13 protein-coding genes are annotated in these 13,043 nt (G+C 71.3%); 9 read left to right on the top strand and 4 right to left on the bottom strand.

All coding sequences use genetic code 11. From position 1 onward, the window contains the following. Positions 1-29 precede the first annotated feature (29 nt). The 8 genes from ACIPTO_RS37620 to ACIPTO_RS37585 all read left to right on the top strand — a co-directional run bounded on the left by ACIPTO_RS37620 (position 30) and on the right by ACIPTO_RS37585 (position 6,861). Positions 30-308, top strand: a complete 279-nt coding sequence (locus ACIPTO_RS37620; RefSeq protein WP_366321863.1) for a type II toxin-antitoxin system Phd/YefM family antitoxin — start codon at positions 30-32, stop codon at positions 306-308. A 203-nt stretch (positions 309-511) separates the two neighbouring features. Next, positions 512-814, top strand: a complete 303-nt coding sequence (locus ACIPTO_RS37615) for an urease subunit gamma (RefSeq protein WP_352282643.1) — start codon at positions 512-514, stop codon at positions 812-814. A gap of 9 nt (positions 815-823) precedes the next feature. Continuing rightward, positions 824-1,135: an urease subunit beta gene (locus ACIPTO_RS37610; protein ID WP_366321861.1), complete on the top strand. Its 312-nt coding sequence runs from the start codon at positions 824-826 to the stop codon at positions 1,133-1,135. Further along, positions 1,128-2,849 (top strand): urease subunit alpha, encoded by a 1,722-nt coding sequence (locus ACIPTO_RS37605; protein WP_401199575.1) that lies wholly within the window; start codon positions 1,128-1,130, stop codon positions 2,847-2,849. Before ACIPTO_RS37610 ends, ACIPTO_RS37605 begins: the two co-directional genes overlap by 8 nt. Further along, the gene (locus ACIPTO_RS37600) at positions 2,849-3,523 is read left to right on the top strand and encodes an urease accessory protein UreF (RefSeq protein ID WP_401199573.1); all 675 of its coding nucleotides are present in this window, start codon (positions 2,849-2,851) and stop codon (positions 3,521-3,523) included. The genes ACIPTO_RS37605 and ACIPTO_RS37600 overlap by 1 nt, the downstream gene beginning before the upstream one ends. A gap of 163 nt (positions 3,524-3,686) precedes the next feature. Then, positions 3,687-4,364: an urease accessory protein UreG gene (ureG, locus tag ACIPTO_RS37595; protein WP_401199571.1), complete on the top strand. Its 678-nt coding sequence runs from the start codon at positions 3,687-3,689 to the stop codon at positions 4,362-4,364. Further along, positions 4,352-5,119, top strand: a complete 768-nt coding sequence (locus ACIPTO_RS37590; RefSeq protein WP_401199569.1) for an urease accessory protein UreD — start codon at positions 4,352-4,354, stop codon at positions 5,117-5,119. Before ureG ends, ACIPTO_RS37590 begins: the two co-directional genes overlap by 13 nt. A 164-nt stretch (positions 5,120-5,283) precedes the next feature. Then, complete coding sequence (locus ACIPTO_RS37585) at positions 5,284-6,861, top strand: alpha/beta hydrolase (RefSeq protein WP_401199777.1); 1,578 nt, start codon at positions 5,284-5,286, stop codon at positions 6,859-6,861. Between the two features lie 108 nt (positions 6,862-6,969). On the opposite strand, the gene ACIPTO_RS37580 is transcribed toward ACIPTO_RS37585, so the two are convergent. The 4 genes from ACIPTO_RS37580 to ACIPTO_RS37565 form a co-directional block, all read right to left on the bottom strand. Beyond that, entirely contained in the window at positions 6,970-7,689 is a 720-nt protein-coding gene (locus ACIPTO_RS37580; protein WP_366321850.1) for a lysophospholipid acyltransferase family protein, read from the bottom strand. A gap of 196 nt (positions 7,690-7,885) precedes the next feature. Then, positions 7,886-9,781 (bottom strand): phospholipase C, encoded by a 1,896-nt coding sequence (locus ACIPTO_RS37575; RefSeq protein WP_401199567.1) that lies wholly within the window; start codon positions 9,779-9,781, stop codon positions 7,886-7,888. Between the two features lie 173 nt (positions 9,782-9,954). After that, positions 9,955-11,172, bottom strand: a complete 1,218-nt coding sequence (gene efeB, locus ACIPTO_RS37570) for an iron uptake transporter deferrochelatase/peroxidase subunit (protein WP_401199565.1) — start codon at positions 11,170-11,172, stop codon at positions 9,955-9,957. Further along, positions 11,169-12,461 (bottom strand): EfeM/EfeO family lipoprotein, encoded by a 1,293-nt coding sequence (locus tag ACIPTO_RS37565; RefSeq protein ID WP_401199563.1) that lies wholly within the window; start codon positions 12,459-12,461, stop codon positions 11,169-11,171. The genes efeB and ACIPTO_RS37565 overlap by 4 nt, the downstream gene beginning before the upstream one ends. Positions 12,462-12,726: 265 nt before the next feature. Between ACIPTO_RS37565 and ACIPTO_RS37560 the strand changes: the two genes are divergently transcribed. Continuing rightward, on the top strand, positions 12,727-13,011 hold the full coding sequence (locus ACIPTO_RS37560; protein ID WP_401199561.1) for a hypothetical protein: 285 nt from the start codon (positions 12,727-12,729) through the stop codon (positions 13,009-13,011). The last annotated feature ends 32 nt before the right edge of the window (positions 13,012-13,043 follow it).

Here is a 13,043-nt window from a genome sequence, read left to right as displayed (position 1 = left end):
ACAGGACGTATGGAACGTATGATGGGCCCATGGCCTACGAGATTCCGGTGACGCAAGCCAGGGCTGAGCTAGCCGACCTGATCAACCGGGTGGTGTACGGCGGCGAGCGCGTCGTCGTGACACGGCACGGGAAGCCGCTCGTCGCCCTGGTCTCCGCCGCCGACCTGGAACGGCTGGACGAACTCGACCGGGCCGGCGAGGAGCGCGTGATCAGCGCCGTCTCCGCCGTGCGCGAGGCCGCGTCCGCTCCCCGCGAACACCAGCGGTTCGGCATCGCGGCCGAACACCGGGGGCCCGCTTCCTCGTAGCGCCAGGTCGGGTGCGGGGACGTGCCGGAGGCCGTGCGCCCGGCCGCTCTACGGGCGTAGATCCGATCGTCCTGATCACGGCTCGGTTAACTTGCTTGAAACCCGGTCCAACTAGCCTGCCGATCCACGCCACCAGGGACGTTGCCCGGGGCTGCGGCAACCGGACCCCGCACGGTCCGGAGCGAGGACTGTGAGGTGGGAGCGTGCAACTGACCCCGCACGAGCAAGAGAGGCTGCTGATCCATGTGGCGGCCGACGTGGCCGAGAAGCGCCGGGCCCGCGGCGTGAAGCTCAACCACCCCGAGGCGGTCGCCCTCATCACGTCGCACATCCTCGAAGGCGCCCGTGACGGCCGGACCGTCGCCGAACTGATGGCCTCCGGACGTAAGTTGCTCACCAGGGACGACGTCATGGCAGGCATCCCCGAGATGATCCACGACGTACAGGTCGAGGCGACCTTCCCGGACGGCACCAAGCTCGTCACCGTGCACGACCCGATCGTGTAGGAGGCCTCGATGATTCCCGGCGAGATCCTGTTCGCGGACGACCCGATCGTCTACAACGCGGGCCGCGAGGTCACACGGATGACCGTCCTCAACGCCGCCGACCGGCCCGTCCAGGTCGGCTCCCACTACCACTTCGCCGAGGCCAACCCCGGGCTAGAGTTCGACCGCGCCGCGGCCCGCGGCAAGCGGCTCGACATCGCCGCCGGCACGGCCGTGCGCTTCGAGCCGGGCATCCCCGTCGACGTCGGACTCGTCCCGCTGGCCGGGGCCCGGATCGTGCCCGGACTGCGCGGGGAGACCGGGGGTGCCCTCGATGCCTGAGATCTCGCGTGCCGCGTACGCGGACCTGTTCGGGCCGACCACCGGTGACCGCATCCGGCTCGCCGACACCGATCTGCTCATCGAGATCGAGGAGGACCGCTCCGGCGGTCCCGGACTCGCCGGTGACGAGGCCGTGTTCGGCGGCGGCAAGGTCATCCGCGAGTCCATGGGCCAGTCCCGGGCCACCCGCGCGGACGGCACCCCGGACACCGTGATCACCGGTGCCGTGATCGTCGACCACTGGGGCGTCGTCAAGGCCGACGTCGGCATCCGCGACGGCCGGATCACCGGCATCGGCAAGGCCGGCAACCCCGACACCATGGACGGCGTCCACCCCGACCTGGTGATCGGCCCCGAGACCGAGGTCATCGCCGGCAACGGACGCATCCTCACGGCCGGCGCGGTGGACGCGCACGTCCACTTCATCTGCCCGCAGATCGCCGACGAGGCTCTGTCCTCCGGGGTCACCACGCTCGTCGGTGGCGGCACCGGACCCGCCGAGGGCTCCAAGGCGACCACCGTGACGCCGGGCCCCTGGCATCTGGCCCGGATGCTGGCGGCGATGGAGCAGTACCCGCTCAACATCGGCTTCCTCGGCAAGGGCAACACCGTCTCGCACGACGCGATGATGTCCCAGATCCGCGGCGGAGCCCTGGGCCTGAAACTGCACGAGGACTGGGGATCGACCCCCGCCGTCATCGACGCCTCCCTGACCGTCGCCGACCGCACGGGCATCCAAGTCGCCATCCACACCGACACGTTGAACGAGGCCGGGTTCGTCGGCGACACCCTCGCCGCGATCGCCGGGCGCGGCATCCACGCGTACCACACCGAGGGCGCGGGCGGCGGGCACGCGCCGGACATCATGACCGTGGTCTCCGAGCCGCACGTCCTGCCCAGCTCCACCAACCCGACCCGGCCCTACACCGTCAACACCGCCGAGGAACACCTCGACATGCTGATGGTCTGCCACCACCTCAACCCGGCGGTCCCCGAGGACCTCGCCTTCGCCGAGTCCCGCATCCGCCCCTCGACGATCGGCGCGGAGGACATCCTCCACGACCTCGGCGCCATCTCGATCATCTCCTCCGACGCGCAGGCGATGGGGCGCGTGGGCGAGGTCATCCTGCGGACCTGGCAGACGGCGCACGTGATGAAACGGCGACGGGGGGCGCTGCCCGGGGACGGGCGCGCGGACAACCACCGGGTACGGCGCTACGTCGCCAAGTACACGATCAACCCCGCCCTCGCGCAGGGCCTCGCCCGCGAGATCGGCTCCGTGGAGACCGGCAAGCTCGCCGACCTCGTGCTGTGGGAACCGGCGTTCTTCGGCGTCAAGCCGCACCTGGTCATCAAGGGCGGCCAGATCGCCTACGCGCAGATGGGCGACGCCAACGCGTCCATCCCCACCCCTCAACCCATCCTGCCGCGGCCCATGTTCGGGGCGATCGGCCGGGCGCCGGCCGCCAACTCCTTCAACTTCGTCGCCCCGCTGGCGATCGAGGACGGGCTGCCCGAACGGCTCGACCTCGGGAAGAAGTTCGTCGCCATCGAGTCCACGCGCGGGGTCACGAAGGCGGACATGCGGGAGAACGACTCCCGGCCGCGGGTCCGGATCGATCCCGACAGCTTCGCCGTGCACATCGACGGAGAGCTGGTCGAGGCGACTCCGGCGGCCGAACTGCCCATGGCCCAGCGGTACTTCCTCTTCTGATGTCCAGGGGAGTGTTGCTGGTGCTGGCCGACGGCCGCTTTCCCGCCGGAGGGCACGCGCACTCCGGCGGGGCGGAGGCCGCCGTCAAGGCCGGACGGATCACCGGGGCGGAGAGTCTCGCCGAGTTCTGCCGGGGGCGGCTGAACACGGCCGGGCTGGTGTCCGCCGCGGTGGCCGCGTCCGCCGTACTCGGGTTGGATCCGGGGGAGTTGGACACGGCCGTGGACGCGCGGACGCCGTCGCCCGCGCTGCGGGTCGCCTCGCGGAAACTGGGGCGGCAGCTGATGCGGGCCGGCCGGGCCGCCTGGCCGTCCGCCGAACTCGACGCGCTGGCCGGTGAGTTCCCCAAGGGCGCCCATCAGCCGGTGGTGTTGGGGCTGGTGGCTCGGGCGGCCGGGCTCGGGCCGGACGACGCGGCGTACTGCGCGGCCTACGAGAGTGTGAGCGGGCCCGCGTCGGCGACGGTGCGGTTGCTGAGTCTTGACCCGTTCGACGCCACGGCCGTACTGGCCCGGTTGGCGCCGGAGCTGGATCTGGCCGCCGATCGGGGGGTGGAGGCGGGGCGGCGGGTTGTCGGCGGGGGAGTCGATGAACTGCCCTGTGCGGCGGCGCCGTTGCTGGAGATCGGGGCGGAGGCGCATGCCGCTTGGGCTGTGCGGCTGTTCGCTTCGTGACGGTGGCCGGCCGCCGTCGTCGGGGCTCCGCCCCCAGGCCCCCGTATCGGCCCTGAAGGGGCCTCGTCCTCCAACGCCGGACGGGCTGGACCGAGCCGGCCCGAGCTGACAGGGCGCCCCAGGGATCACACAAGGCGCCAAGGAAAAAGAAGGAGCCGCTCTCATGCATCTCGACCACTCCCACGACGGGCCCGCCGCCGTCAGCGCCGACGCGCACCGTCCCGACGGGACCCACCGTGCCCTGCGGATCGGGCTCGGCGGGCCGGTCGGTTCCGGGAAGACCGCCACCGTCGCCGCGCTCTGCCGAGCCCTGCGCGACGAGTTCTCCCTCGCCGTCGTCACCAACGACATCTACACCCGCGAGGACGCCGAATTCCTGCTCAGGGAGGCCGTGTTGCCGCCCGAGCGGATCGCCGCCGTCGAGACGGGGGCCTGTCCGCACACCGCCATCCGGGACGACATCTCCGCCAACCTCGAAGCGGTGGAGGACCTGGAGGACGAGGTCGGGCCGCTGGATCTGATCCTGGTGGAGTCCGGTGGGGACAATCTCACCGCGACCTTCTCCAAGGGGCTCGTCGACGCGCAGGTGTTCGTGATCGATGTGGCCGGCGGGGACGACATTCCGCGCAAGGGCGGGCCCGGTGTCACGACCGCCGATCTGCTGGTCGTCAACAAGACCGACCTCGCGCCGTACGTCGGGTCGGACCTGGGGCGGATGGCCGCCGACGCCAAGGCGCAGCGGGCCGAACTGCCCGTCGTGTTCCAGTCGTTGCGGACCGAGGCCGGGGTCGCCGACGTCGCCGCCTGGGTGCGGGAGCGGCTCGCCGCGTGGACGGTGTGACCGCCACCGGGGTCCGGGCCACCGCGCGGATCGTGGCCCGCCAGGACGGGCGGGGCGGTACCGCGCTGCCGGTGCTGGAGGGGGAGGGGCCCCTTGCGCTGCGGCGGACGCGGGCCGGCGGTGACGAGGCGCGGGTCATGCTCGTCGGGGCGATGAGCGGGCCGCTCGGGGGTGACCGCTTCGCCGTCGAGACGGAGGTCGGGCCGGGGGCGCGGTTGCGGGTCGGGTCGGCCGCCGCCACCATCGCGCTGCCGGGGCAGGCCAAGGGCGAGTCCCGGTACGACGTGCGGATCGACGTCGGTGAGGACGGTGAACTGCACTGGCTGCCCGAGCAGTTGATCTCGGTGCGCGGCAGTGATCTGCGGATGAGGACCCGGGTGGAGGCGGCCGGCTCCGCACGGCTCGTGCTGCGTGAGGAGCAGGTGCTGGGGAGGGCGGGGGAGGAGCCTGGGCGGCTCACCAGCCGGCTCGCGGTGCGGGTCGCGGGGCGTGCCGTGCTCGATCAGGAGGTGGCCTGCGGGCCCGGAGCGCCGGGCGGCTGGGACGGGCCCGCCGTCCTCGCGGGGCATCGCGCGATGGGTCAACTCCTCGTCGTACGGCCGGAGTTCACCCGGGAGCCGGTTGAGGCGCGCATGCTGGGGGAGGGTGCGACGCTGGTGCCGCTCGCCGGGCCCGCCGCGCTGGTGACGGCTGTCGCGGCGGACGGGCTGCGGCTGCGGCGGGTGCTGGACGAGGCGTTGGCGTCGCTGGCCTGAGTATCCGCTGAGCGGTACGTCTGTTTCCGCTTATCGGATTGGTAAAGAAGGTCAACAGACCCTGTTCTCAGGCGGCTCACAGCCGCGAGGATCCTCCGAGACCTTGTCGCAACAATGTACGGGGAGGGGCTCACTTGAGGCACATCAGTCCGAAGAGCCGGGTGATGGCGTTCGGTTCGGCCGGATTCGCGGCGGCGACGCTGATAGCCGGCGCCGTGGTGGCACCCACGGCGACCGCGCAGACCAACCGGACGGCGGCGCACCGGCAGGACAGCGCGGCCCGCGGCGCCGAACTCGCCGCCGCCCGCGCCGCCAAGGCCGGGATCGACTGGCAGGACTGCCCCGCCGACTGGGCGCTGGCGAAGCCGGTCCAGTGCGGGTGGGTCACCGTGCCGGTCGACTACACCAAGCCGAACGGCAAGAAGATCAAGCTCGCCGTCGACCGCGCCGTCAGCACCGGCACGAAGGCGGAGCGCCAGGGCGCGCTCGTCTACAACCCCGGCGGCCCCGGCGGCTCGGGGATGCGCTTCCCGCTGCGGGTCACCACCAAGAACCCGCTGTGGGTCAACACCTCCAAGGCGTACGACTTCGTGGGCTTCGACCCGCGCGGTGTCGGCCACTCGGCGCCCATCTCCTGCATCGACCCGCAGGAGTTCGTGAAGGCGCCCAAGGCGGACCCGGTGCCGGACAGCACGGCCGACAAGAACGCGCAGCGCAAGCTGGCCCGTGAGTACGCGGACGGCTGTGCCAAGCGCACCGGCCGCACCATGCTCGCGCAGATGACCACGCCGAACACCGCGCGCGACCTCGACGTCATCCGCGCCGCCCTCGGCGAGAAGAAGCTGAACTACCTGGGCGTCTCCTACGGCACCTACCTCGGCGCGGTCTACGGCACCCTGTTCCCGTCGCACGTCCGCCGCATGATCGTCGACAGCGTCGTCAACCCGGCGCGCGACAACATCTGGTACGAGGCCAACCTCGGCCAGGACGTCGCCTTCGAGGGCCGCTGGAAGGACTGGCAGGACTGGGTCGCCCAGAACGACGCGGCCTTCCACCTCGGCACCACCCGCGCCGCCGTCCAGGCCAAGTGGCTCGAACTCCGCGCCACCGCCAAGAAGAACCCGCTCGGCGGGGTCGTCGGTCCGGCCGAGCTGCTCGGTTTCTTCCAGAGCGCCCCGTACTACGACTCCTCGTGGGTGCCGGTGGCCACCGCGTTCAGCAAGTACGTCGCCGGTGACCCCCAGCCGCTCATCGACGCGGCCTCGCCCGACCTGTCGGACACCGCGGGCAACATCTCCTCGGAGAACGGCAACGCCGTCTACACGGCCGTCGAGTGCACCGACGCCAAGTGGCCGACCAGCTGGGCGAAGTGGGACAAGGACAACACCGAGCTCAACAAGAAGTACCCGTTCCTGACCTGGTCCAACGCCTGGATGAACCTGCCGTGCGCGACGTGGCCGGTCAAGCAGCAGTCCCCGGTCGAGGTGAGGACCGGCAAGGGTCTGCCGCCCGTCCTGATCGTCCAGTCGCAGCGTGACGCCGCCACCCCGTACGCCGGCGCCGTCGACCTGCACAAGCGCTTCAAGGGCTCCCGTCTCATCACCGAGAAGGACGCCGGTTCGCACGGTGTGACCGGTCTGGTCAACCCGTGCATCAACTCCCGTGTCGACGCCTACCTGTTGACCGGAAAGCTCGACTCGGCCGACTTCACGTGCACCCCGCACGCGACGCCGAAGCCGTAAGCGGTACCGCGTAGCCACACGCCGTAGGCGGTGGTCGTACGTGACGAGGGGCGGCCGGTTCCGAACCGGCCGCCCCTCCTTCAGTTCACCACTCGGCTCCCGGGTGCCTCAACTCAGCGGCAGGCGCGGGAACTTGCGTTCCTTGGCCGCTGCCGCCTCCGCCGCCTTGGCCACCGCCGCGTACTCGTCGACGTACTCCTGCTCCGAGAGCGTGAGGATCGCGTACATGATCTCGTCGGTGACGGCACGGAGGATGGCCTTCTCGTTCTCCATGCCCTCGTAGCGGGAGAAGTCGAGGGGCGTGCCGAAGCGGATCGTCACCGGGTGGACCTTGGGGATGACCTTGCCGGGCGGCTGGGCCTCGAAGGTGCCGATCATCGCGCAGGGGATGACGGGGACCTTGGCCGTCAGCGCCATGACCGCCACGCCCACCTTGCCCTTGTACAGACGGCCGTCGTGGGAGCGGGTGCCCTCGGGGTAGATGCCGAGCAGTTCGTCCTTGCTCAGGACACCGAGCCCCTCACGGATCGCCGCCTGGCCCGCCTCCTTGCCGGAGCGGTCGACCGGGATCTGCCCCGCGCTGCGGAAGAACGTCGCGGTGAGACGGCCGCGGATGCCGGGGCCGGTGAAGTACTCGGCCTTCGCGAGGAAGGTGATCCGGCGCTTGAGCACCGCCGGCATCAGGAAGTGGTCGGCGAAGGAGAGATGGTTCCCGGCGATGATCGCCGCGCCCGACTCCGGTATGTGGTCCAGGCCTTCGATCCGGGGGCGGAAGACCAGTCTGAGCAGGGGACCCAGAATGACGTACTTAAGGAGGTAGTAGAACAAGGGGGGTCGCTCCTCACTCCGGCGGGTCGGCTCGACCGACCTGTTCTCGCAGGTCACCCGGTACCTCGTGAGCTGCCAGTGTAGGGGCAGCCGCCGTCCCGTGGAACCGGCGGCGATCAGACGGGAGTTGGACACGGCGAAGGGCGGCGAGATCGTTCCTCGCCGCCCTCCGCGGGTCGGTTCTACGGGGCCACGCCTACGCGGTCGTCCCCGTGCCGCGCGAGCGGCGCCGGTACAGCGCGAACGCCGTGGTCGCCCCGGCCGCCGTGACCAGACCGGCCCCGATCGCGACCGGCAGGGTCGTCGAGGAGTCCGTGCTCGCGGCGACGTTCTGGGCCTTCAGGTCCTGGACGTACGCCGGGTACGGCGCCTTCGAGGCCGTCGACGAGGTCTGGGTGTACGAGTGCGGGATGCGCCTGACCGACTTCACCGAACCGTTCGCGTTCAGCAGCACCTGCTTGTCGTTGGGGTGCCGGAAGTCGAACATGCCGCCCAGGGTGCCCGCCCGCTGGTCGAAGGACGCGTCACCGATGCGGCCGGTGTGCCAGTTGTCCTCGATGAACTGCGTGATCGACGCCTGCTCGGTCGGCGTGTGGTCGATCTTGTTGACCTTGCTGTACGGCGAGATGACCAGCAGCGGCTGGCGCGTGCCGGGGCCGCAGCGGTCCGCGTAGCCGCCCTTGGCGGCCGGACCGGACTGGCAGGCCGGGCTGTCCGTGGCCTTGCCGTTGGAGCCGACGGCCGAGTCCTTGGAGCCGTTCAGGACCTTCGACGTGACGTGGTCGTACCAGCCGTCGGAGTCGTCGTAGGCGAGGACGACCGCCGTCGACTTCCACTCGGGCGACTTCTGGAGCGCGTTGATCTCCTTGATCAGGAAGTTCTGCTCGTCGGTCGGGTCCGAGTAGCCGGCGTGCCCGTCCTGGTACTCGGCCGCCTTCAGGAAGCTCACCGCGGGAAGGTTGTCCGCCTTCAGCGCGGCGTCGAAGTCGGTGAGGTCGTAGTTGTGGTTCGCGCGGCCGTTGTGCCCGATCTCGGCGACCGACTTCGGCGCGAGGTGGTGCGGGTTCGACGTCGATTTGTAGTACTCGAAGGGCTCGTGGTGCGGGCTGTAGTCCTCCGAGGCCGCGCCGCCGACGTTGGTGTGGGTGGTGCCGGCGCACTTGGCGTAGTCGCCGCTCCTGCCGTCCCACGCGGTGCTGGGCCGGAACCCGCCCTGGAACCAACCCCAGCTCACGTTCCTGGAGTTGAGGAGGTCACCGATGTTCTTGCCCTGCATCACCGCGAGCGCGCTGGTCGCGGTGTGGTCCTTGTCCGAGCAGTCGTCGAACGCCGGGTCGGGGTCGTTGACGACCGTGCCGACGCCCTTGGCGTTCGGGGAGACCACGGCGTACGAGTCCGGGGTCGTCGTCTGCTTCGGGTTCTCGGTGCCCGAGGCCGGGTCGACGGAGATGACACCGTGCGTCTGACCCGATATCAGGTTCAGGGCGCCGGGCGTCGAGGGACCGAAGGTGGAGCTGAACGAGTGGTCGTTGAGGGCGTACTGCTGGGCGTAGTTCCACATGCCCGTGACCGTGTTGCCGTCGTAGTAGTCCATGACGAGGCCGGGCTCACCGAAGAGGCCGGTGCACTTGTTGACCTCGGTGTTCTCGACGTACTTGTCGGCCTTGCCGCCGTCGGCCGCGTACTGCTCGGGGCCGTAGGAGTGGTTCTGGTCGCAGGTCATCGCCTGCGAACTGCTCAGCCGCGTGGGCGTGTAGAGGTTCGGGTTCTTCTTCAGGAGCCCGGAGTTCAGGAGATTGTCGGCCTTCGGCGTGTGCGCCGCGGCCTTGAACCGGGTGCCGTCGGTGTTCGCGGCCTGGGGGTAGGTGGCGAAGTAGTGGTCGAAGGAGACGTTCTCGTCGTAGATCACGACCACGTGCTTGATCGGCGTCGACGTGTGCGTGCTGCCCGACGGCTGGTGGCCGTGCGAGGCCGCCGACGCGGGGACGGCACCGCCCGCGGTGGCCAGGGCCGCGGCGCCGAGCAGGGCGCCCACGCGCGTCAACCGGCGCCGTGCGCCCGGGTTTCTTCCTTTGCCGACTGTGCCGATCATGCTGTCTCGCCTTCCGGGAGCAGTTGTTCTGCTGCCACACCGTCCATGGCCGTGGCACCTACCGCCGTAGCCTCGGCAATGGTGGCGGCGGGGCGGGGGAGCGGCAATGACGCGGGAGCGAACGCCCGGTCAGGAATTTCTCATGGTCTGTTGGCCTGTTCTTGACCCTGCTCTCAGGTCAACAGGCTCCGCCCCAGCCAGTCGGAGGTGTCCCGCACACCGGGCAGCGCGAAGAAGTACCCGCCGCCGTACGGCGAGACGTAGTCGACCAGCGGTTCGCCGGCCAGCCGCTTCTGCACGGTCTCGAACTGCCGGGCCAGGTCCTGCTGGTAGCAGCAGAACAGCAGCCCCATGTCGAGGTTGCCGTTGCTGTCCATGCCCCGGTCGTAGTTGTAGCCACGGCGCAGGATGCGCTGATCGGCGCTCTGCGCGGAGCGCGGGTTGGCCAGCCGGATGTGGCTGTCGAGCGGGATCACATCGCCCTGCGGGTCCTGCGCGAAATCGGGCGTGTCCTTCTCGTGGTGCCCGTCCAGCGGGGCGCCGGTGTCCCGGGCGCGGCCGAACATCCGCTCCTGCTCGGTGAGGGAGACCCGGTCCCAGAACTCCACCAGCATCCGTATCAGCCGTACGACCTGATAGCTGCCGCCGGTCGCCCAGTCCGGCTCGCCGCTGTCGCCGCCCACCCACACGAGGTCGTTCATCGCGCGGGCGTCGGTCACCTCGGGGTTGGAGATGCCGTCCTTGAAGCCCAGGTGGTTGCGCGGGGTGCCCGAGGGGCGCGGCGGACTGATGAACCCGTCGGTGCGCCACCGCACTTGGAGGCCGCCGCGGGTGTGCCGGGCGACATCGCGCAGCGCGTGCAGCACGGTGTCCGAGCTGTCCGCGCAGAACTGCACGCTCACGTCGCCGTGACACCAGTCGGCGTTCAGGTCGTCGTCGGGGAACGACGGCATCGCGGTCAGCCGACGGGGTCTGCGCGTGGCCAGGCCGTAGCGGTCGTCGAAGAGCGAGGCGCCGACGCCGACGGTGACGCTCAGCCGGTCGGCGGGCAGGTCGGGGCCGAGCGTGCCGGAGTCGGCGGGCGGGGCGGTGATGCCCAGGTCCTCCGGGCTGCCGCCGGCGGTGAGGAAGCGGGCCCGGTCGGTCAACGTCCGCAGCAGGTCGGTGAGTTCGCTCCGGTCGGCGGCCGTCGTGTCGAAGGACACGAACGCCGTGGCGCGCTGCGCAGGGGTGATGATCCCGGCCTGATGCGGCCCGTGGAAGGGCACGCCCGCGGCGCCCCGCACGGCCGCGACGGCCGCACCGCGGTCGGCGGCCACCAGACCGGCACCGGCCACGGCCGCCGCACTCGCCAGGAAACCCCGGCGGCCCACCTCGCTCACGCGCTTCACGCGGTCCTCCGTACGTCCGTGAGGGCGGCCACATCGGCCAGTCGCTCGACGAGTCCACCGAGGTCGGCGTCGACCTTCTCCCGCTGCGGACGGGTGAGCCGGGCCGGCGGCGTCCACGTCCCGGAGCGGTCCAGGCCGTCCAGGGTGTGCTGGGCGCGGTCCATCCAGGTACCGAGTTCGGCGAAGCCGGCGTCCCGGGTCTTCAGCAGCGGGCTCAGGAAGCCGAGCAGGACGCGCGTGCCGTCGAGGTTGGCGCGGGCGGTGGCCAGATTGCTGCCGCTGCCGTAGTCGGTGCGGCCGGTCAGCTCGAACTGCACGGTGTTCTCCAGGATCTCGTGCGCCCGCAGCCCGGTGTCGGACGGATCCATCCGCTGCGTGGGCCAGCTGCTCTCCAACGCGTGGACGTCCTTGGCGAGTTGATCGGCGGGAGCACGCAGCCCGCTCGCCCGCTCGCCGTGCCACAGCCCGTACTCGACCCGGTGGAACCCGGTGAACCCGGCGTCGTGCACCCCGTCCGCGAGCCCGGCCGTGGTGCCGTTGATCGCGCCGTCCGAGTCGCCGAACGTGCCGTAGGCGGCGCCCATCCGCTCGTAGACGAGATGTGCGGGCAGCCACGCCCTGCGGGCCGCCGCGAGGTCGCCCCGGTCGACGGCGGCACGCAACACGTCCGTCTTCCGGGCGAGTTCGACCGTCCGGGCCTGAATCCACTTCTGGTACGCGAGCGTCGGCGGGATCAGCTCCTGCTGCGTGACGGGCTGCGCGGCGGGCCCGCTCCGCACCGTCGAGCCGGTGATGCGGACGGTGGGGCCGGTCACGGCGTCGGCGTCGTCGGGCAGGCACTTGAAGGCGTACGACCCGTTCCCGAGGGTCACCCCGAGCGGCCGGACCGTGCCCGGCGCGAGCCCCTCGACCTCGCCGTACACGGCACCGGACGTGACGTCGGTGAGATACACCTCGGCCGCCGTGCCGGACGTGTTGTGCAGCTCGAAGACCTGGTGGCCGGCGCGCGGATGCGTCCAGCCGCTGCCGCAGCCGGAGGTCGCGACCTCGACGGTGGTGTGCGGCAGGCCGTCGGCGGTGGCGGGTTCCCGGTCCGCCGAGCCGGAGCCCCGGGCCGCGAGCACCCCGGCGACCACGGCCGCCACGGCGACCAGGGCACCGGCCGTGAGCAGCGCGGTACGGGTACGGCGGCGGCCGGCACGGGGTTCGGGGGTGGGCGGGGTCGGCTCCGGGCCGGGTATCGGACCGGGCTCGGTCCCGGCTTCGGCGCCGCGCGCGGTCTCGGGCACGCCGGGCCTCCAGGGGCGTCGTACGAAAAAGGTGGCGGTGCCCGCGATCTTAGGAGGGCGGCAGGGCCCGCACCCCGTTCCTTGACCCTGTTCTGACCGGAGAGCGGGCGAGAATTCGCCCGGGGTTCACCGGACGGCCGGTGATCGCCACGGTGCGTCGTGCGGAGCCGCACGGTGGGCCACGGCCCGGCCCGGGAACAACCGGGCCCTCTTCTGCGCTGCTCCTGGTACCTCGCCGGGTACTCAGAGAAGGGTCGTGAAGGAGATGAATCGGTCAGGGCAGGAGCCGCTCCCGCCGTCGGGTGAAGCGCCGTTGGTGACCACGTGCGGCCGCCACGTCGCGGTGAAGCGGCTGCGGCTGGCGATCCCGGAGCGGCCCATCACGCGGGTCACCCTGGATGTGGGGCCCGTCGTACGCGGCGAGCCCGGGCTGTGGGCCTCGCTCACCGTGGCGGAGGCCCGTGACCTGGCCCGTCGTCTTCTCGCCCAGGCAGCCCTGGCCGACCCGGGCACCGGCACCCCCGCGGAGCCGAGCGCGGCGGGCCACTGACCGCCGTCGTCGCACCCCCACCCCCAGGTCCC

It is taken from the genome of Streptomyces sp. NPDC090083 (genome assembly GCF_044747445.1).
GTDB lineage: Bacteria > Actinomycetota > Actinomycetes > Streptomycetales > Streptomycetaceae > Streptomyces.
Note: the sequence above shows the minus strand (reverse complement) of the source record. Positions and strands in the feature narration are given on the sequence as shown.

What these genes read in the sequence shown, in the direction of transcription:
- ACIPTO_RS37600 (WP_401199573.1), top strand. Translation starts at nt 2,849, where the DNA reads ATGTCCAGGGGAGTGTTGCTGGTGCTGGCCGACGGCCGCTTTCCCGCC.
- ACIPTO_RS37585 (WP_401199777.1), top strand. Translation starts at nt 5,284, where the DNA reads ATGGCGTTCGGTTCGGCCGGATTCGCGGCGGCGACGCTGATAGCCGGC.
- ACIPTO_RS37610 (WP_366321861.1), top strand. Translation starts at nt 824, where the DNA reads ATGATTCCCGGCGAGATCCTGTTCGCGGACGACCCGATCGTCTACAAC.
- ACIPTO_RS37620 (WP_366321863.1), top strand. Translation starts at nt 30, where the DNA reads ATGGCCTACGAGATTCCGGTGACGCAAGCCAGGGCTGAGCTAGCCGAC.
- ACIPTO_RS37560 (WP_401199561.1), top strand. Translation starts at nt 12,727, where the DNA reads ATGAATCGGTCAGGGCAGGAGCCGCTCCCGCCGTCGGGTGAAGCGCCG.
- ACIPTO_RS37605 (WP_401199575.1), top strand. Translation starts at nt 1,128, where the DNA reads ATGCCTGAGATCTCGCGTGCCGCGTACGCGGACCTGTTCGGGCCGACC.
- ureG (WP_401199571.1), top strand. Translation starts at nt 3,687, where the DNA reads ATGCATCTCGACCACTCCCACGACGGGCCCGCCGCCGTCAGCGCCGAC.
- ACIPTO_RS37575 (WP_401199567.1), bottom strand. Translation starts at nt 9,781, where the DNA reads ATGATCGGCACAGTCGGCAAAGGAAGAAACCCGGGCGCACGGCGCCGG.